At 42.0% G+C, this 17442-nt stretch carries 22 protein-coding genes and 1 pseudogene; all 23 read right to left on the bottom strand.

Annotation, left to right across the window (positions count from 1 at the left end; translation table 11 throughout):
* A partial coding sequence (locus AC0QH1_RS05300) for a hypothetical protein (RefSeq protein WP_324629873.1) occupies nucleotides 1–422 on the bottom strand: 422 nt, incomplete at its 3' end.
* 78 nt (nucleotides 423–500) lie between these two features.
* On the bottom strand, nucleotides 501–1190 hold the full coding sequence (locus tag AC0QH1_RS05305; RefSeq protein WP_324629874.1) for a class I SAM-dependent methyltransferase: 690 nt from the start codon (nucleotides 1188–1190) through the stop codon (nucleotides 501–503).
* Nucleotides 1190–1630, bottom strand: coding sequence for an NUDIX hydrolase (locus AC0QH1_RS05310; RefSeq protein ID WP_324629875.1), 441 nt, complete (start codon nucleotides 1628–1630; stop codon nucleotides 1190–1192). Before AC0QH1_RS05310 ends, AC0QH1_RS05305 begins: the two co-directional genes overlap by 1 nt.
* On the bottom strand, nucleotides 1608–2273 hold the full coding sequence (locus AC0QH1_RS05315) for a class I SAM-dependent methyltransferase (protein WP_324629877.1): 666 nt from the start codon (nucleotides 2271–2273) through the stop codon (nucleotides 1608–1610). Before AC0QH1_RS05315 ends, AC0QH1_RS05310 begins: the two co-directional genes overlap by 23 nt.
* A 23-nt stretch (nucleotides 2274–2296) precedes the next feature.
* A complete protein-coding gene (locus AC0QH1_RS05320) occupies nucleotides 2297–3361 on the bottom strand; it encodes a radical SAM/SPASM domain-containing protein (RefSeq protein ID WP_324629878.1) in 1065 nt (354 codons plus the stop codon).
* 9 nt (nucleotides 3362–3370) lie between these two features.
* Complete coding sequence (locus tag AC0QH1_RS05325; protein ID WP_324629879.1) at nucleotides 3371–3772, bottom strand: LIC12192 family sporadic carbohydrate cluster protein; 402 nt, start codon at nucleotides 3770–3772, stop codon at nucleotides 3371–3373.
* Nucleotides 3769–4560, bottom strand: a complete 792-nt coding sequence (locus tag AC0QH1_RS05330) for a sporadic carbohydrate cluster 2OG-Fe(II) oxygenase (protein WP_324629880.1) — start codon at nucleotides 4558–4560, stop codon at nucleotides 3769–3771. The genes AC0QH1_RS05325 and AC0QH1_RS05330 overlap by 4 nt, the downstream gene beginning before the upstream one ends.
* 3 nt (nucleotides 4561–4563) lie before the next feature.
* Nucleotides 4564–5496, bottom strand: a complete 933-nt coding sequence (locus tag AC0QH1_RS05335) for a transketolase family protein (RefSeq protein WP_324629882.1) — start codon at nucleotides 5494–5496, stop codon at nucleotides 4564–4566.
* Between the two features lie 16 nt (nucleotides 5497–5512).
* Nucleotides 5513–6310 carry a transketolase gene (locus AC0QH1_RS05340; RefSeq protein WP_324629884.1) on the bottom strand — a complete coding sequence of 266 codons (798 nt, stop codon included), beginning with the start codon at nucleotides 6308–6310 and terminating at the stop codon, nucleotides 5513–5515.
* 2 nt (nucleotides 6311–6312) lie between these two features.
* Nucleotides 6313–7941 carry a phosphotransferase gene (locus AC0QH1_RS05345; protein ID WP_324629885.1) on the bottom strand — a complete coding sequence of 543 codons (1629 nt, stop codon included), beginning with the start codon at nucleotides 7939–7941 and terminating at the stop codon, nucleotides 6313–6315.
* 17 nt (nucleotides 7942–7958) lie between these two features.
* The gene (locus tag AC0QH1_RS05350) at nucleotides 7959–8951 is read right to left on the bottom strand and encodes an NAD-dependent epimerase/dehydratase family protein (protein WP_324629886.1); all 993 of its coding nucleotides are present in this window, start codon (nucleotides 8949–8951) and stop codon (nucleotides 7959–7961) included.
* 30 nt (nucleotides 8952–8981) lie between these two features.
* Entirely contained in the window at nucleotides 8982–9959 is a 978-nt protein-coding gene (locus AC0QH1_RS05355) for an SDR family oxidoreductase (RefSeq protein WP_324629887.1), read from the bottom strand.
* Between the two features lie 14 nt (nucleotides 9960–9973).
* Nucleotides 9974–10561 (bottom strand): SIS domain-containing protein, encoded by a 588-nt coding sequence (locus tag AC0QH1_RS05360; protein ID WP_324629888.1) that lies wholly within the window; start codon nucleotides 10559–10561, stop codon nucleotides 9974–9976.
* 142 nt (nucleotides 10562–10703) lie between these two features.
* Nucleotides 10704–11300: a D-glycero-alpha-D-manno-heptose-1,7-bisphosphate 7-phosphatase gene (locus AC0QH1_RS05365; protein ID WP_324629889.1), complete on the bottom strand. Its 597-nt coding sequence runs from the start codon at nucleotides 11298–11300 to the stop codon at nucleotides 10704–10706.
* Entirely contained in the window at nucleotides 11300–13114 is a 1815-nt protein-coding gene (locus AC0QH1_RS05370) for an ABC transporter ATP-binding protein (RefSeq protein WP_324629890.1), read from the bottom strand. The genes AC0QH1_RS05365 and AC0QH1_RS05370 overlap by 1 nt, the downstream gene beginning before the upstream one ends.
* 564 nt (nucleotides 13115–13678) lie before the next feature.
* Complete coding sequence (locus AC0QH1_RS05375; RefSeq protein ID WP_442957283.1) at nucleotides 13679–13948, bottom strand: DUF29 family protein; 270 nt, start codon at nucleotides 13946–13948, stop codon at nucleotides 13679–13681.
* Nucleotides 13923–14123, bottom strand: a complete 201-nt coding sequence (locus tag AC0QH1_RS05380; protein ID WP_324629891.1) for a DUF29 domain-containing protein — start codon at nucleotides 14121–14123, stop codon at nucleotides 13923–13925. The genes AC0QH1_RS05375 and AC0QH1_RS05380 overlap by 26 nt, the downstream gene beginning before the upstream one ends.
* 163 nt (nucleotides 14124–14286) lie before the next feature.
* Nucleotides 14287–14640, bottom strand: a complete 354-nt coding sequence (locus AC0QH1_RS05385) for a four helix bundle protein (protein WP_324629892.1) — start codon at nucleotides 14638–14640, stop codon at nucleotides 14287–14289.
* Nucleotides 14641–14660: 20 nt separating this feature from the next.
* Nucleotides 14661–14900, bottom strand: a complete 240-nt coding sequence (locus AC0QH1_RS05390) for a hypothetical protein (protein ID WP_324629893.1) — start codon at nucleotides 14898–14900, stop codon at nucleotides 14661–14663.
* A gap of 74 nt (nucleotides 14901–14974) precedes the next feature.
* Nucleotides 14975–15193: a hypothetical protein gene (locus AC0QH1_RS05395; protein WP_324629894.1), complete on the bottom strand. Its 219-nt coding sequence runs from the start codon at nucleotides 15191–15193 to the stop codon at nucleotides 14975–14977.
* A complete protein-coding gene (locus tag AC0QH1_RS05400; protein WP_324629895.1) occupies nucleotides 15190–15630 on the bottom strand; it encodes a PIN domain protein in 441 nt (146 codons plus the stop codon). The genes AC0QH1_RS05395 and AC0QH1_RS05400 overlap by 4 nt, the downstream gene beginning before the upstream one ends.
* Nucleotides 15631–15793: 163 nt before the next feature.
* Nucleotides 15794–16255: a DUF29 domain-containing protein gene (locus AC0QH1_RS05405; protein WP_324629896.1), complete on the bottom strand. Its 462-nt coding sequence runs from the start codon at nucleotides 16253–16255 to the stop codon at nucleotides 15794–15796.
* A 43-nt stretch (nucleotides 16256–16298) separates the two neighbouring features.
* A pseudogene (locus AC0QH1_RS05410) lies at nucleotides 16299–17363 on the bottom strand (DegT/DnrJ/EryC1/StrS family aminotransferase); the annotation flags it as partial.
* Nucleotides 17364–17442: the final 79 nt, after the last annotated feature.

Here is a 17442-nt window from a genome sequence, read left to right on the forward strand (position 1 = left end):
TTCTTAGCTAGGTATTTTTGAGTATCCATGTAAGTTTGCATCATTTTTTGCAGACCTACACTATCTCCGAGCAGCCAGTAGGAGGAGTATGCGGTTAACCGCCATTCTAAAATAGACTCTGGACTCAGTTCTAAATATGGTAAGAAATACTCTAAGAACTTTTTCGCAGACCGATCGGGATTTGAGTCATAGGCAAATCGCGGCTGGAGCAAACGTAATATCTGTTTATAAGCCCATTGCGATTGGGGAAAGCTAGAAATTACTTGTTCAAAAAAAGTAATTAGCAGATATGTACTCAAAGGATTGGATACTATTTTTGTGAGGATTTTTTTCGCTATAGAGAAAAGCTTCCTCTTGACAACCTTTATACCCCCTTGCCTAATTTGGGCAATTTGACGCTCGAAAAATTGATAATAATTCATAGTTCTGTTTGGCAAAAAAAACAGTTTATTTTACTAAAAATTTTATATTGTCTCTGTTACCGTAAAAAAATTTGGCGTCTAGCGCTTATTCCCGACTGCTAAAATGAATAAATAATGGCACATAGGAGCAAAGCCAGTATGCAGAACTTCATCATTCATACCAAACAAAAAGGTATGTTCAAAATACTGACTCAGCAGCTTTTTCAAGTCATTTCCTGATTTGCAGTTGATATGACCTTCTTTGCTGGCTGGAGAAGCATAAACTTGAGATTCTAGGGAGGGACAGCCACATATGAAAACTCCACCAGGCTTTAAAGATGAGGAAATATTCTTCAGGTAATTTTGTTCCTGTTCTGGAGGGATATGTTCAATAACATCAAGAGAAAAGGCAGCATCGAATAAATCCCCTTCAATCGTATAAGGGCCAGACAAAATATCATGGACGGCTAAATTAACTGGCCAATCTGGTTCTTTATGTTTAACCGCTTCTTCAATAAATACCGGATCGAAATCTATTGCATGAAGCTCTTCAACTTCTGGATGAAGCAAACGGCTGGCGAAAGCATCGCCGCAACCAACCTCTAAAACACGAGAATAACCAGTTAACATCTTGGCTACAAACTTATGACGAGCCAACGTAAATCCTAATAACTTTGGATCTTGCCGCCACATAACGCTGGGACGGCAAGTCATAGTAACAGATCCTTGTTGTTCGAGCATTTCCACCATGAACTGATACTGTTTTTCTTTCGTCTTATAATCACTCATTATTTATTTTTATGAATAGTAATACCTGCTAGAAATGCTGAAATTTTAGAAACATTTTCAGAAACCAGTGGAGTTAGCACCAACCTCTTGAGACTTTCAAGGGAATACCAGCCCATTGCCTGTCCTTCCATAAGTACAAGATCGCCCACTTGACAATACACCGTAAAAATGTGGTTTAGAGCCGGATCTTCCCCTTGCCACTCCCACTGAAATAGCTCGCTTTCAATGGAGCCTGGTAAACATCCCAGTTCTTCAATCAGTTCCCGTTTGAGGGCATCTTCCAAGCTTTCCCCTGACTCTACGAGTCCGCCAAATAACGTCCAAGTATTGGGGAAAGGCAAACCAGGAGTGTTATCGCGTTGTTGGATCAGAAGGCAGCCATCATCTCTATAAATAATAGCTTTGACCGCATGAGCCTCACTCGAAGAAGATGAACTCATAATCCCCCCGATAGCCAAAATGTCGATATAGCCAAATCCACTCTGACAGGTCAAAAAAAGATTCCGCTGTCAACGCCCAACACTGAAGATTGAACATCTCCCGATCGTTCCGATAACTTTCCAGCATCACATAGCCCTGTCGCCCAACGCGATCGATTTCCCCTAGGGCTGACTTTAACTCAAACAGCCGTAAATTATGGAGCGTCCCCAAAGAGATAACTAAATCAAACTCATTATCCCCAAATGGATAGGGCGTCTGAGCTTGTTGCTGAAACAAAAACGGACGTATCTCTTCCTTGGCATTTTCTAGTGCGTATTCAGAACTATCAAACCCGCAGATCATCAAATCGGGCTGCAATTGCAATAACTCATAGAGTAAATAGCCCTTACCACAGCCCACATCCAATATCTGCGAACCTGGACCCAACTGATAGGTTTCAATCAAAGCCTCTGCAACAGGTTTCCATCGTCCTGGAATATAGCGATAGCCCCCATAACCATAACGGCGATCGCCATCCCAATATTCAGCACTATACTGTTTCGCTACCTGCATACAGTGAACTTTATCATCCACCATACGCGCTAGATAATCGCGCTGAGTCGCTTGGTGTAGAGGGGTGACAAAATTTCTAAGCTTTCCCATAGTGGAACGACCTCTCAATTCACTCAAACAAAATAGCTATGCTCTTGGTCTAGCGACAAATATTCATAAATCGCTAAATTTTTAGCATGGCTTACACAATGGTGTTGACAATGACTCGCAGGATTAAAGGTATTCAAAAAATGCTGATTTTCTTGAGAAAACCAAAAGTCTTTGAAACTTCTCTCTGCAATTGACCCCATCCTACCTGATTCAGTATAGGCTTTATCTTGACAGGTATAAACATTCTCATCAGCACCAATCACTGTCAAAAAACGTAGAAATGGACATTGTTCATAGGACTTCTCAAAACGCTCTGGTAAATCGTGATAGTGATTCAGTATGGTAAATTGTTCATCGATCAATGGCTGGCTTAAAGCGATTTGACGAGCAACTTCTTGTTTAATAGATTGGTGATAGGCGTTGTTTCCTTTCACATCATTACTCACCACTGCCCCTGAAAGTTTAACATGGCTAACACCACAGGTTTTCAAGAGTTGGCAAACTTCAGCAATGTGCTGATGGTTTTCTTGGGTGACAATAAAGCTTACGCCCAATACACAGGTCGTTTCTCGACGGGTGAACGCTCTGATATTATCCAGGAGCAGAGAAAACTCATGGGGACGCGCACCTCGACTGTTGACGTAACTGTCATCATCCCACGCATCTAGGGAAATGCGAATCCAAGTGCCATGTTTAGCAAAAGCATCAGCCATACGACCTTTCAAATGAGTTCCATTACTTAATGCGGCTACCCGGATTCCCCCATTGGCGAGAATATCAATAACTTCCGGTAGAGGAGGATAAAGTAAGGGTTCTCCACCTCCAGAAAAGGTTACTGCCTTGACTCCAAGCTCGACAAACTCATGGGCCAAAGCCAGCATTTTTTCTTTGGGGATACTGTCTTTTTCCTCCATTTCAGCCCCTAAAGAGAGGTCGTCAGTACGATATGCACAAAACCAGCATTTATGGTTACAGAGATTTGTAGGTTTGACCCGAATATGGACAGGTGCTAATACTGTGCCATCAGTAAAGGATTTGAGGTGCTTATCGAATTGGAAAAATTTGAGTGGACTGTAATAAGTAGTCATAGGACTTATTTACGGAGAATACAGATAACAAAAAGGGAGAGTTTGTCGCACTTGCCAGAGAGACTCAATCCGATCGCACTCTTGACGATTTCCCATCTGCAATCCTTCTACCGCAAAGTAAAATCGCTTATTGAGTTGGAGAATTGTGTCATAAATTCTCTGACGCATCTGGGGTGCTTCAGGCAGTTGAAATACACTGTAGGCAACAACTCCATCTAGATCGGGCAATTCATTAAGAACTTGCTCTAGCATTAGATGGCATCCCGTCATCGCGTATTCAGTGGCACTCAGGAGATAATGCAGGTTATGGCGATCGCAATAATCTCGAATCACCAAGTTCTGGACGTGCTGTGGCACACGCTCTCCCATAAAAGGACGACTAAAAATATATCCTCGAACTTTCGGCATCATAACTGAGGTAAATGATATCTCATCCCTGCTTGAGAAGCAGCCCGCAAGGTGATCGGCTCAAAAAATTCCCCAATTTTTTTGTCGCCATAAGGAGTAAACGCCCCCTTAAATCGACAGTTCATTGACCAGCGAGTTTCCGTTTCAGTGTTAACTCGATTGCCATGAGGCAATGCTTGGTTAAAAATCAAAACTTCACCATAGTTTACTTTGAGCCATTTAACTTGATGGGCGATCGCTTGATAAAGTTCCTCACTACTATTACCCGCTTGCTGTCCAAAGGTCTGATGAAGTTGGGCTGTTGGTTCTGGAGGCAGCAAATACATCGCTTTAGAACCATAACAATCCACTAAAGGCAGCCAAGCTACTACTTCAAAAGGGGAGTCTCCCGACCAAGTATCCGCATGAACAGGGAGCAATGAGCTATCATCTCCTGGTAACTGAATACTCAGGTTCACCCGCAATTGCATGGCTAATTCATTGCCCACGAGGGTTTCTATATAAGGCCGTGCTACCCGAAAATACATCGATCGAAAATTCTCAATGCGATTAATCCCGCGAATGATCTTGAGGCGGAAAGTATTAAGGTCAGCAATGGAAACTCGTTCGTGAATAGTATTTAATAAAATTTCTGGTTCATCTGGAAAAACCGAACCCAACGCCTCCTGAATTAAATCCATGAACTGTTCTCGAATCCAAGCCAAAGCAGACCAATCTGCCACAGGACGAGTAATATACCCCTGTTGCTGGTATTCTGTCGAAAGTTGCTGTTCTGATTCTGTCAAAAACATAATCTAAGACTGACGAAGTTGTTGAACCATCGCAGCACAAAGGGAATCCACCGTAATATCCCAATGAGCGAGTAAAGAATTTTGACTACCATACTGCTCTGCAAAGCGATCGGGAATTCCAATCCGACGAATTTTAGCCGCTTGCTCTGGCATAGTATCATTACAAAACTCTAGCACTGCACTCCCTAACCCTCCAATTCGCGTATGCTCTTCTACTGTCACCACACCTTGAACTTTGGGCAACCATTGACTCAGGGTTGCTCTGTCAAGAGGTTTAATTGTGTGGATGTGCAGAACCCCACAAGCCATTCCTGAGTCTTCACTGATTTTTTGGGCGGCTTGTAAGCCGAGTTGGGTCATGGCACCCGTTGTGATGAATAAACCTTCGCCTGGTTCGCGCAGCAGGATAGCCTGACCTATTTCAAAGCCATGCTCTGGCTTACTGACAATTGCTTCATTTCCCTTAGCCAAACGAATATAGATCGGATGAGGCCAGTCAATAGTCTGAGGCATCAAGCGATTCATTTCATCAGCATCACAGGGGGCAATAATAGTCATATTGGGCAAAGTTCGTAAAATGCCCATATCTTCCACAGCTAAGTGGGTAGGACCTAAAGGGGCATATACCACACCACCGCCATTAGCAATCAGTCGTACTGGCAAGTTTTGAAGGCATAAGTCTAAAGCCACCTGTTCGTAACAACGACGGGTTAAAAAGGTGGCAATAGTATTCACAAAAGGAATAAAACCTTCCATTGCTAATCCGGCAGCCATGCCGATAATATGTTGCTCGCTGACCCCTTCCATGAAAAAGCGATCGGGGATTTCTTGTTTCATGGCATCTAGAGTTCCAGGTCCCAAGTCAGAGCCAATAAATACGACTCGCTCATCTACTTGAGCCAACTTATAAACGTAATCTAAAGCATCTTTACGCATTACAATTTAATCTCAGTTACCGTAAACAATCGTACATGGCAGAAATCTCTTCATCTTGGAGACGAGATTTATGATGCCATTTCGCTTGACCTTCTGCAAAAGGAAACCCTTTCCCTTTAATCGTATGGCAAATAATAGCAGTGGGTTTTTGATGATTCAGAGGTAGGCGTTGCATCAATTGTTCCAGTGCTTGCACGTTATGACCATCAATTTCTTCCACTGCAAACCCAAAACTACGCCATTTATCGCTAAGGGGTTCTAAATCTAAAACTTCTCGTGTTGGTCCGTAGGATTGTAGTTTGTTGTAATCGACAAAAACCGTTAAGTTGGACAGCTCATGCTTTGCGGCTGACATAGCCGATTCCCAAATAGAACCTTCGTTAATTTCTCCATCGCCTGTGATAACCACCACACGATGAGATTGCTTGCGAATTTTAGCCGCAAGAGCCATTCCGACTCCCATCGGTAAACCATGTCCTAAAGCACCTGTGGAAGCTTCTATACCTGGAAGTTTGCCTTTTTCGGGGTGGCCGCCTAAACGGGAGGTGGGCTGACAAAAGGTGATTAATTCTTCTTGGGGAAAGAAGCCTTTGTCTGCTAGTACGGCATACAACGCTAAACAACCATGACCTTTACTCAGGATTAGGCGATCGCGATCGTTCCAGGAGGGATCTGTGGGGCGATAGTTAAGAAATGAGTCATAGAGCGTGCGGAGTATTTCAACCATTGACATTGAGGAGCCAAGGTGGCCACGTCCTCCGCCTACTAGAGCATCAACAATTAATTTTCTTAGATATTTTGAGCGATCGTCCATTTTTAAGAAGGCATCTCCTGAATCATTGTTAACAATTTTTTCGCTTTATTTAGCTGTCTCTGTTGAAGTTTAGCGATGTCTTGGACACCTTTAGACTCTGATGAATAACCTTGAGCATGAAGCCTATGCTGAAGCTTATCTGTACGGAATTCATTGAGCAAAATTAAGCACCACCGCAAACCATACAATGGTAAATAGGCATCTAACCTTTCCTGAAAATCATCATCATCAATAAAGAGATTTTTTGCAAAGTCTAGCCATTCATTTTTAACGTTTTGAGATAGATTCATCGCCGGATGCCAGTATAAATCTGACACTAATTTAACCGGATCGTCCCAACCAAAATACTCAAAGTCCAAAAAGATAAATTGCTTTTCTTGAATTTTTATTGCATTATGACTGCCAAAATCGGCAGGACTAAGAATTTGTAGTGGTTGGGGTAATGGTTCTTCAAAAAAATGTTTACTTTTAACTTTTGTTGATAAAGGTTGGAAGTAAGGATCGAAATGCTCAGTTAAAAAAGTTTGTAGTCTGTTCGAGTCAACAACTGCTAATTTTTTCCTTCGAGCTTCGATCTGGCGAATTAGTTCGCGTCCCGAAATGCAGGCTTCTGACGCTTGACTAAATACGTGACTCAAGTTTTCTACGTTTGAGCGGCTATCTTTGAATAAGCGGCGGACAAAATCAAATACATTTTTCAAAAATACTCGATCTACTTGCTCTATAATTTGACCATCAATCCAACTATAAATTCCCCAGCCCAAACGATTATCGACAATAATACATTCAGGAACAGGGTATTGTTGGCTAAATAACTTTTGATAAGCTAGTGATTCTGTTTCTAAGCGTGGACGGGGGTCTCGTTGGCGATCGGGGTATATCTTGAGTATGTATTTTTTGCGATCGCTCAGTAATTTATAAATTTTACTATTCCCTTGCCCTTTTTGAATCAAAGCTTGTTGTACATTTAGATCGGGAAATTTATGTTGAGATAATTGAACTATATCTTTGTCTGTCCAAGAATTATATAAATAGTTCGTTATTTGTCGCCAAGATTGAAATTCATTTATGGATTGCTCTGTCAATGAGCGAGCAGATGGATTAAACCATAGCTTTTGGATATTAGGAAAACCTGAATCTGTTAAAACTATTGGTAAGTCATCGATAAAATGAGTGCATTGAAGCGACTTTATTCGATCAATTTTATCTTTTCTAGTAGATTCAAAAAATATATTGCTCTCGGTTATAGACCATTTATCGCACCCCAATATTTCTTGTTTTTGTAGCCACTTCAAGGCTTGTTTTCTCAGGGAAAATTTTTCTTCGTCAAAATGACCAAATTCTGATTTGTGACTGACAATGAATAGATTAACTCCGCGCAGCTTACTCAAGCATAAAAATTCATAGAATCCATGAAATATATCAGCTTTAAGCATATATTTTCCATAGACTTTACCTTGTAACTTTTGCCAAGTTAAATCGCCAGCTTCTTGTGTTAAGAGATGTTGTTTAACATTATTTTTAGATGAATATTTTTCATCTGCAATCAGACCTAATTCAGTCGCAACTTTTGGAAATAGGCGATCGTAGCAAGCTATTGTATTATCAAAGTCAATTCCTATCCGAAACATAATTCATTAAGTAAGCTTTACTTTAGCTTTAAATTTTGCATACGTTTGATATTAAAATATCGCTCATCTGTCAGGGAATTGGGAAGCAACCCCGCCTCAAAAGCCTGCTTCATATCTTCAGCAGCCTCACGGATTGTGTGCTTGGGGACAAAGCCCAGCTTCTCAGCAATTTTCTTAGAAGAGATATGATAAGAACGATTATCATTTGTGGGTGTAGTAACTAACTTGACATCTTCACCCATCACTTCCTGCACTGTTTCAGCTAACTTTAGCACGGATTGATTTTCATAACCCGCATTAAAAATTTCTCCGGCAATTTTTTCCTTTGGTGCCTTTAATAAAACCAAATAGCTTTCCACCATATCCTCAATATGGATATTAGGACGTAGCTGGGAGCCTCCAAACACACTAATTTCTCGTTTATGAAAAGCTAGATTAGACAGAATATTCACCACCACATCTAACCGTTGGCGAGGAGAATAACCGCATACCGTTGCAGGACGAATCGTGACCGTGGTAAATTCTGGTGATTGATATTGAGCCAAGATTTTCTCACAATCAGCTTTAAATCTAGAGTAATCTGTCAATGGCTCTAGAGACATTTCTTCATGGACATCCGGTTCTTCTTTTATCCCGTAAACTGATGATGATGAAGCATAAATAAATCGTTTTACTCCAGCTTGCTTGCTAATTTCAACTAAAGGCTCAAATGCGTCTAAATTAATGGATTTACCCAAGTCTGGGTTGAGTTCAAAACTGGGATCGTTAGAAATACAGGCAAGATGAATCACCGCATCATGGCCTGGTATTGTCTCTTGCAAAAGACTTCGATCGCGAATATCTCCCTTAATTGTTTTCAGTTGAGGATCGGAGGGTAAGACTTCTTCCCCATAAATCATCAAATCTAAAACCGTAACCCGATAACCTTCTTCTAGCAAACGTGGGACTAACCTAGAGCCAACATATCCAGCCCCACCAGTAATATAGATTTGTTCGATATCGTCTGTCATTGTTTACACCTCCTAATTTTTCCACGACTCCTATGATAAGTATTTAAACCAATCTTTGGTTGCTGTTGCAATATTTTCTGGCGTCCATACGGGAGCATTTCGCCAATAGTCAATATTCTCTATAATTTTAGCGACTCCCTCTTCAATGGCAACTTTAGGCGACCAGCCTAATTCCTTACCAATTTTAGTGATATCGGCAAAGGTACAGTCTGGTTCTCCTGGGCGTTTGGGAATGTAAGTTTTTTCACCACCTAGAAGCTCGACTAAACGATTTACCGAAACCGTTTGTCCGCTACCGACATTATATATTTCACCAACCCGATCGCTCTTAGCTGCCGCTAACATTGCTGCTGCCACATCGGTTACATAGGTAAAATCTCTAGTTTGCTTACCATCTCCCACAATTGTAAAGGGTCTATCGTTTAATTTTTGAGCCAAAAATACGCCAAATACTGCCCCATAGGTGCCTGAAGTTCGAGAACGAGTGCCATAAACATTAAAAAAGCGTAAAGATAGCGCGGGAAGTTTATACACTTGAGCCCAGTGCATCGTTAAGTCTTCACCTAATCGCTTGGTTAAAGCATAGGGATACTGAGGTCGAATTGGGGAGGTTTCTGGTGTCGGATAGGTATCAGGGATGCCATAACAAGACGAAGAAGCAGCGTAGATAAACCGCTTAACTCCAGAGGCAACACTTGCTTGCAAGACATTAAATGTTCCATCAACATTAGAGCGAAAATAAGCTTCTGGCTTTTGAATACTCGGAACAATATCTGCTAAAGCCGCTAAGTGAAAAACCCAATCAATATTTTTAAACTGTTCAATCCAAGAACCGGGATTAGAAATATCGCATTCTACTAACTCTATTTTGCCTTTGACATGAGCCAAATTTTCAGGACGACCCGTACTGAAGTCATCTAAAACAATAATTTCATGGTTTAGAGCTAATAGAGCATCAACAACGTGACTGCCAATAAACCCGGATCCTCCTGTTACAAGCGATCGCATTCCCTTCTCCTTCTTTACTTAACAGCCATTGGCTTAACTTCTTTCGCGGTTTCTTCACATAACCACTGCATACAGATATGACCGACAATTAACTGTAAGTCTTCAGCAATTTGCATATCATCTACTGGAAAATGAAGTGGCACTTGAGCCAACTCTTTACATATTCCTCCAGAATAACCTAAAATAGCAAAGGTTTTCATGCCAATTTCATTACTCACTTTCAAAGCTTGCACAATATTGGGTGAATTGCCACTGCCCGATAAAGCAATCAATATATCACCAGGACTTGCTTTGACTCTTAGCTGTTGAGCATAAATTTCATCATAGCCTAAATCATTCCCCAAACAAGTTAAAACCGCAGGATTCGCACTTAAGGCTTCTGCACGGATTCCCCCACCTACTTTCATTCCTGCCCCATAAATCAAGTCATTCGCCAAATGAATGGCATTTCCCGCACTTCCTCCATTTCCACATAAATATACATTTTTTTTGTTCTTCCAGGCGGACAATAAAGCCAAGCCCAACTGCTCAATGAGTTTCATTGTATCCAGTTCTAAGGCTTGCTGTAGTTTTGTCGCATAGCTTCGGATATGGCTTTCCATTGTTCCACTGTTCTATAAGTTCACTTAATATAAAGGTTTAACAAACCGGCCAGGTTAATATCGCTGACACAATCAGAGACTTTGTTTTCAGCTAACGTAACATATAAAAAAAATTATGCAATCTTTTCCAATTCATCGATTCTCAACTAACTAAATTAGAGCAAAGATTCAGATAAAGCTGAACCTGAGATAGGGTGGTGACAATGGCTGTGGGAACAACTGCACAATTAGATAAGGGTTCTTGTGCATAAAGGAGATTACATCTCACTCCTGCTGCTTGACCGGCCTCAATGTCCCGGTGGCGATCGCCTACGAGTATAGAACTGCTAAGATCCAAGTTAAAATCTTCCTTAGCAGCTAGAATCATCCCTGGTTTTGGTTTGCGCAAGCTTGACTCTCGCCGGTACTGGCCTACCCCAGCAGTGGGATGATAAGGACAAAAATAAACCCGTGCGATCGGGCATCCCCGATCTCGAAACACTTCTCCCATCCAATCCATTAGATGATGAAAAGTCTCCTCCGTATAATACCCCCGGCCAATACCGGACTGGTTAGTCACGACAAAGATTAAATAGCCGAGGGAGTGGGCATGACGGCACAAATCGAAAATACCATCTACAAAGGAAATTCGATCGGGACGAGAAACATAGTCACGATCGAGATTAATTACCCCATCGCGGTCTAGAAATAGTGCTCGCTTGCCTTCCATCGCTTTGGCTGCTTTAAACATAGTTAACATCAGTTTGTTCTTGCCGGAACCACTTGAGCCATCTTTTGAAATTCCTGATTGCTCTGACAGAGTTCATCATAAGTACCTGCATCTACAATTTTTCCCTGATTCATAAAATAGAGGCGATCGCAGTTTTTCACGGTACTCAAACGGTGAGCAATCATAATCAGAGTTTTTTCTCCACTCAACTTCTCCACTGCTTCCATCACCCCAGCCTCAGTTTGATTATCCAAAGCTGCCGTTGCCTCATCCATCACCAAAACCTCTGGATTATGATACAACGCTCTGGCAATCCCCACCCGCTGCCGTTGCCCCCCTGACAGCCGCACCCCTCGTTCACCCACTAAAGTATCCAAACCTTGAGGCCAGCTTTTAACTAACTCAGTCAATTGGGCTGACTCAATCGCAGACTCAATCCAATCTTCATTAATCTCATCTGCGGGAATCCCAAAGGCAATATTATTTCTCAGGGTATCATCGCACAAATAAATGCTTTGAGGAATATAACCGATCGACCTCTGCCAAGCGGATAAATCATCATAAATATCCCGACCATCGACTAAAACTTGCCCCTCAGTGGGTGGCAATAGCCCCAGAATCACATCCACAATAGTGGTTTTACCAGCACCCGAAGACCCGACAAAGCCCACTGATGTTCCTCTGGGAATTGTCAGAGAAATGCCTCGAAGTGAAGCATCACTAGCACCTGGGTACTGATAGAACACATTCCGTAAGGCGATCGCCGTTTCCCAAACTGGGTTGGTGTTAGTTAGTTTGCTGTAATTCGCTACTTTGGGATGTTCTAGCAGCGGTTTTAGTTCTTTAAAATCGTGGTAAATTACATGAACCGAATAAGAACTAAAACGTATAGTTGTTACTGAATTCAAAATTCTATTAATCGAGGGCATTAACCGAAAAGCTGCTGCCGCGAATAAAGAGAGCGTAGGAAGTACAGCACTTAATTCTCGACCCTGAGCCAAAACTGACACAAAAATCAGCATTAATGCAACTACAGCTATAGTCTCAATAAAAAATCTAGGTAGCTGATTAACAATTTGAAAATATTGTAAAGTACGATTGGCGGCAATATTGTGAGTGTTATAAGCCTCCAAGAACAATTTCTCCCGTCCTAAAATTTTTGTTTCTTTGACTCCTGCCAAACCTTGATTAATCATCTGAATCACCTGACCTTGGTGATATTGCCTAGCCTTGCCGAGCTGACTTAATTTAATGCGAACCAGGCGATAGAAACTAACCGTTGCTACAGTAAGGACTCCAGCTGCCATCAAAAAAGTCACTGGTTCGATAAGTAATAACAATAAAGCAATGGCAGTGAGGATTGTAATTTCCGTAAGAGCCAAGATGCCAGTGCTTAAAATACTACCAACCATAAATGCTTCAGAATTGATCTTCTGAATTAATTCAGCGCTATTGCGCTGTAAGTGAAATGTATATGGGCTGTAGAGGTAGGCGTGAAAGAGTCGAGCGCATAATTCGACTTGCTTATTACAAATAAAACGGCACTGTAAATAAGTTAGTCCCGTTAAATAAGCATTTTTAATTAAATAAATCCCGATCAATCCTAAACCAGCCCAGATTAAGAACTGACGAGTTGAGGGTTCCCCAACTGCCTGATAAACCGATCGCAACAGTCCCGCTTCTTGAACTCGTTGCGGATTTTCCAGCAGAGAAATAAAGGGAAGCACTAAGCCCACTCCCAAAGTCTCAAAGCCAGCCCCAATCAAAATCAGAATAAAAAGCCCTGCGATTTGCCACCGCTCTCTAGTTGTGAATAAATACAGTAACTTTTTGAAGAATTTCATCGATTAGTCTGACTTTTGGTTATCTGCCTAAAATTATTACACGAAGAACAAGTGGGTCGATCGCGCTAATGTACCTTGTCTCGTAAAAGGACAGTGATTTTCTGGAAAAGTTCCTGGTTAGCGGAAATTTCCGATAGAGCAGACACGGCAATGCCGTTTCCCTACAGGGAAGGCGATCGCCACCAAACCTGCAATGCTCTAACTCCTTCAGTTGGTTGGTTGATGGTGAATATAACAATTCTCATACGAAGCATACACTTTGACTGGATTCCCGCCTACGCGGGAATGACAGCAAGGAAGGATTTCACAATTTTAATCATCCAAGTTTAGTAATCCAAGCATAGAAGTAGCGATTGATTAACCGTTGGTACGGGCAATGGCTGTTAATCCCTATTTGGAGGGAGCGGACACGGCAATGCCGTTTCCCTACAGGGAAGGCGATCGCCTCTATTGTTTTATACCTAGGGCGATCGAGTAAGCTTGCGGGAGGCGATCGCCCTTGGGTTAAGATGGGCGATCGCTTACCATACGAAGAGTAAACAGATGATTGGCATGACCATGACTTTAATCTGTGGGATTGTCATTGGGAAACCAATCTTCATCTAAAGCTTGCCAGAGGTTAATCCGAGCATCTGGGGGCAGTGAAAACAACTTAGAAACGGATTTTATGGAGATCGGATGGGCTTTCTCATAGAAAGTTTCCAGTTGCGGACGCAGGCTAGGACTATCTTCAAGGCGATTGTAAATTTGAGCACGAAAATTGACGATTTCCGCAGCCCAATGATTGCCGGATCTTGGTTTTTCCGCATCAAGAGTACGATAATTTGAGTAAATGTTCCAGAAGACGGGTTAAAAGACTCATCAGGGCACGTTTGTCATTTTTCCCCATGCTTTCTAATTCTTCAATTAAGTTCTCCCAATCTATGCGATCGAAGTTACGAGATTGAATTTGCTGGATTGTATCTTGGATCCAGTGGTTATAGTCAGTGTCATAGAGAGATGATGTCATAATCAGGTTTCCTTGTGGTTGACCATAATGAGGAAAGAGGAAAAAGGCAAGAGTCATTTGAGAGAATTATTTCAAATAACGAATAACGAATAACGAATGATAGGCGATCGCTTGAGAAAAGTGAAAAGTGAAAAGTGAAAAGTGAAAAGTAGATAAAAATGGTTTAATGGGGTTGTTTGGAGGTTTTGACAGTTGAAACTAGCATGGCGATGAGTTCTTGACAGTCAGGTTGTATGCTTTGAAACATTTTTTCGTTTATATAGCCCGGATCTTTCAGTAAGGAGAGCCAATACGCTGTTTCGTTAGCCTCCTTGAGGGAGATGCTCATTTTGCTGATAAAGTCAGCTTTGCTTTGTGCAAATTCGGACTCGCGAATTAATGCTCCTATCGCCGTGCCGCTTCTTAGAAGTTGTTTGCTCAAAATAAATTCCTTTTTATGGTTTTGCAGGTATTGGGATAAACGAACAATCCTAATTGCAAAAGCATAGCTTTTATCTTTTAGTGGACTCTCCTTCATAACTTTTCACTTTTAACTTTTCACTGGGGAGAAACTCCAGATTCATCAATAGTTATGGGTTCCTCTTCACAACTGCCCCAAGTTCTCTCAAAAAATCCTGGTGGCCATCCTTGGTGTCTGGCTGTTTTCTCTTCCTTTGCAGTCATAGTAGGCTGAAACACCACTAAGACTTCTAATTCGGTGTTCTTTACTTCCGCTGGCATCTGCACTCTTAAAATGCCATCTTCTGCGATTGTAGTTTTTAACTGAATATTTTGCATTGTACGGTTTTAGTAATCTCATGGGTCATGGGTCATTGGTCAGCCTGACCTTTTCACTTTTCACTTTTCACTTTTCACTGCCCTTGATGGGAATTATTCAACTGGTGAGCCAAAGCATCTGCTGCATCAGCTAATTCCTTCAGACTAATTTTCGGCAAACCCTCTTGCCGCCATTGGGTGTAATCAAAGCGATCGCGTGTCATCACTAGGATAAAGCGCTCTGCTTCCACAAGTCCCAGGGTACTAATCAAGGCTTGCATTCCTTCAAGACGAATTTCTGAATCAGTTTTCATACCATTTCTCCACAAAAGAAGAATGCTTCTCCAGGCAACATTCCTGAAATATTGTTGAGCGATCGCATTTTTTTCAGCAAGCGGTCATCTGTTGAAACAAATAAATTAGCTTGGCCATAAATTGCTGATGCCAAGTGCAAAGCATCATAGTTACCCATCCCAATCTTAATGAAATTTGAAGCCATCTCCCTAACCTGCTCATCAGCCAAGATAATTTTCCCTGCTATAGTTCGCCACTGCATTATGGCAATTTGGCGCTCTGGAAATGGGTTTTTAGAACACTCGAAGTCGAGTATTGACGACCAAACTAATGTGCATTCCCCGTCCCGAATTTTCCTTTGCAGAATCAGCTTTGCTTCCGTTTCCAGACGAATTCTGTTTTGGTTTTGATCGTCATAAGGACGATTAAAACAGCACATATCAAGATAAATACGCATCTAATCAGAAATTATGCAATTTAATTTTTTACCTTCTCTAAACATAAGGTTTGTCAAGAGTTTTTCTGACAATTTTCTCCTCTCCACCTTCCCAGGATTTCAACATTCAACATTTTGATTTACCCAAGTTATTCTAATGGATAAACTCGCCCATAGTCTCCAATTATGGAAACCAATTTTCATCTAAAACTTGTTCTAGAGTAACCGCCAGTGTTTCTGGAAAGCAACTTAAAGGAAGTTGCGACTTATCGCTGACAATCTCTCTGGCATCTTGATAGCATTCCCCGTGAATTTCCTGCAAATAATTCTTGAGACTAGGGCTATCTGCCAATTCATCTTGAATTTGCTTGCGAAAATTCCTAATTTCACCTTGCCAATGAAATTGATTTCTCTCGACCTCAGATTCCCAGTAGGTTAATTTCAGTAAATGTTCCCACAAATTCCTTAATAAACTTTTCAGGCTCTTTTTTTGCCGCCGACTCAAGTCAGATACCTCTTCAATTAAGTTCTGCCAGTCAACAGAATCAAAGTCGCGCTTCTCCAATTGTTTAACGGTTTCCAACACCCAAAGATTATAATCAGTGTCATATAAGGTTGAGCAGACTTGTTCTAATGGTGTTGCCATCCTGTAAACCTCCTGATTTAAGGCTTCAAATTTTATCGTTGAATTACCCAATAACTCCACTCACCACATTAACAACCACTGCCATGTTTTCTGATGCCATTTCAGGCCAAATTGGTAAACTCAACACCTCAGTCCCCAACAAATCGCTCACTGGCATTTTCGGATACTGTCCCTGATAAACAGGCAACTGGTCTTGCGGCACAGGATAATAAATCATCGATCCAATCCCCTGCTCACCCAAATACTCCTTCACCTTCTCGCGTTTCCCCTCCAACACCCGAATCGTGTACTGGTGAAACACATGACCATCCGCCAACTCTGGAGTAATTATCCCCGTCACATCCGCCAATAACTCATTGTAAGTTTTAGCCACTCTGCGTCTACCCTCATTCCACTGTTCCAGATAAGGCAACTTCACCCGCAAAATCGCCGCTTGCAACGTATCCAAGCGAGAATTATACCCCAAAACTTCATTGTGATACTTCTTCTTCGCCCCATGCACCCGCAACATCCGCGCTACTTCTGCCACTTGGTCATCATTGGTGACAACCATACCCCCATCCCCATAAGCGCCTAAGTTTTTGGACGGGAAGAAGGAATAAGCGCCCACATCTCCAATAGTCCCCGTAAATTTCCCCCGCAGTGACTCCCGCGTGGTTTCCTGACAATGACCATCACAAGAGGAACAAGTTCCCCAATATCTTGCCCCAAAAGATTGAGCGCAGTCTTCGATCGTCTTTAAACCATGCTCTTGGGCAATGTCCATAATTTGCGCCATTGCTGCGGGTTGCCCATAGAGGTGAACGGGCATAATGGCCTTAGTGCGAGGGGTAATTTTAGCTTTAATCTCCTTGGGGTCAATATTGAAACTTCTGGGGTCAATATCCGCAAAAACAGGCTTTGCCCCCACATTGCTAATCGATTCAGCCGTGGCGAAAAAAGAAAAGGGAGTGGTAATCACCTCATCCCCTGACCCAATTCCTGCTGCTCTCAAACCAATCACGAGAGCATCCGTGCCAGAATTAACCCCGATCGCGTGTTTGACGTTCAAATACTCTGCAATTTCTTGCTCGAACAGCTTAACATCTGGCCCCATAATAAAGCGACCAGATTGTGACGTACTCCCGACGCCGACCGCTTAGGCGGTACGGCGCGGGCTTCTGGGCCGAGACCTTTGAGATCTGGGT

It is taken from the genome of Phormidium sp. CCY1219 (assembly GCF_055795085.1).

Coding starts and splice junctions, on each gene's coding strand:
- AC0QH1_RS05305 (WP_324629874.1), bottom strand. CDS start 1,190: ATGAGTGATTATAAGACGAAAGAAAAACAGTATCAGTTCATGGTGGAA.
- AC0QH1_RS05310 (WP_324629875.1), bottom strand. CDS start 1,630: ATGAGTTCATCTTCTTCGAGTGAGGCTCATGCGGTCAAAGCTATTATT.
- AC0QH1_RS05315 (WP_324629877.1), bottom strand. CDS start 2,273: ATGGGAAAGCTTAGAAATTTTGTCACCCCTCTACACCAAGCGACTCAG.
- AC0QH1_RS05320 (WP_324629878.1), bottom strand. CDS start 3,361: ATGACTACTTATTACAGTCCACTCAAATTTTTCCAATTCGATAAGCAC.
- AC0QH1_RS05325 (WP_324629879.1), bottom strand. CDS start 3,772: ATGATGCCGAAAGTTCGAGGATATATTTTTAGTCGTCCTTTTATGGGA.
- AC0QH1_RS05330 (WP_324629880.1), bottom strand. CDS start 4,560: ATGTTTTTGACAGAATCAGAACAGCAACTTTCGACAGAATACCAGCAA.
- AC0QH1_RS05335 (WP_324629882.1), bottom strand. CDS start 5,496: ATGCGTAAAGATGCTTTAGATTACGTTTATAAGTTGGCTCAAGTAGAT.
- AC0QH1_RS05340 (WP_324629884.1), bottom strand. CDS start 6,310: ATGGACGATCGCTCAAAATATCTAAGAAAATTAATTGTTGATGCTCTA.
- AC0QH1_RS05345 (WP_324629885.1), bottom strand. CDS start 7,941: ATGTTTCGGATAGGAATTGACTTTGATAATACAATAGCTTGCTACGAT.
- AC0QH1_RS05350 (WP_324629886.1), bottom strand. CDS start 8,951: ATGACAGACGATATCGAACAAATCTATATTACTGGTGGGGCTGGATAT.
- AC0QH1_RS05355 (WP_324629887.1), bottom strand. CDS start 9,959: ATGCGATCGCTTGTAACAGGAGGATCCGGGTTTATTGGCAGTCACGTT.
- AC0QH1_RS05360 (WP_324629888.1), bottom strand. CDS start 10,561: ATGGAAAGCCATATCCGAAGCTATGCGACAAAACTACAGCAAGCCTTA.
- AC0QH1_RS05365 (WP_324629889.1), bottom strand. CDS start 11,300: ATGTTAACTATGTTTAAAGCAGCCAAAGCGATGGAAGGCAAGCGAGCA.
- AC0QH1_RS05370 (WP_324629890.1), bottom strand. CDS start 13,114: ATGAAATTCTTCAAAAAGTTACTGTATTTATTCACAACTAGAGAGCGG.
- AC0QH1_RS05380 (WP_324629891.1), bottom strand. CDS start 14,123: ATGACATCATCTCTCTATGACACTGACTATAACCACTGGATCCAAGAT.
- AC0QH1_RS05385 (WP_324629892.1), bottom strand. CDS start 14,640: ATGAAGGAGAGTCCACTAAAAGATAAAAGCTATGCTTTTGCAATTAGG.
- AC0QH1_RS05390 (WP_324629893.1), bottom strand. CDS start 14,900: ATGCAAAATATTCAGTTAAAAACTACAATCGCAGAAGATGGCATTTTA.
- AC0QH1_RS05395 (WP_324629894.1), bottom strand. CDS start 15,193: ATGAAAACTGATTCAGAAATTCGTCTTGAAGGAATGCAAGCCTTGATT.
- AC0QH1_RS05400 (WP_324629895.1), bottom strand. CDS start 15,630: ATGCGTATTTATCTTGATATGTGCTGTTTTAATCGTCCTTATGACGAT.
- AC0QH1_RS05405 (WP_324629896.1), bottom strand. CDS start 16,255: ATGGCAACACCATTAGAACAAGTCTGCTCAACCTTATATGACACTGAT.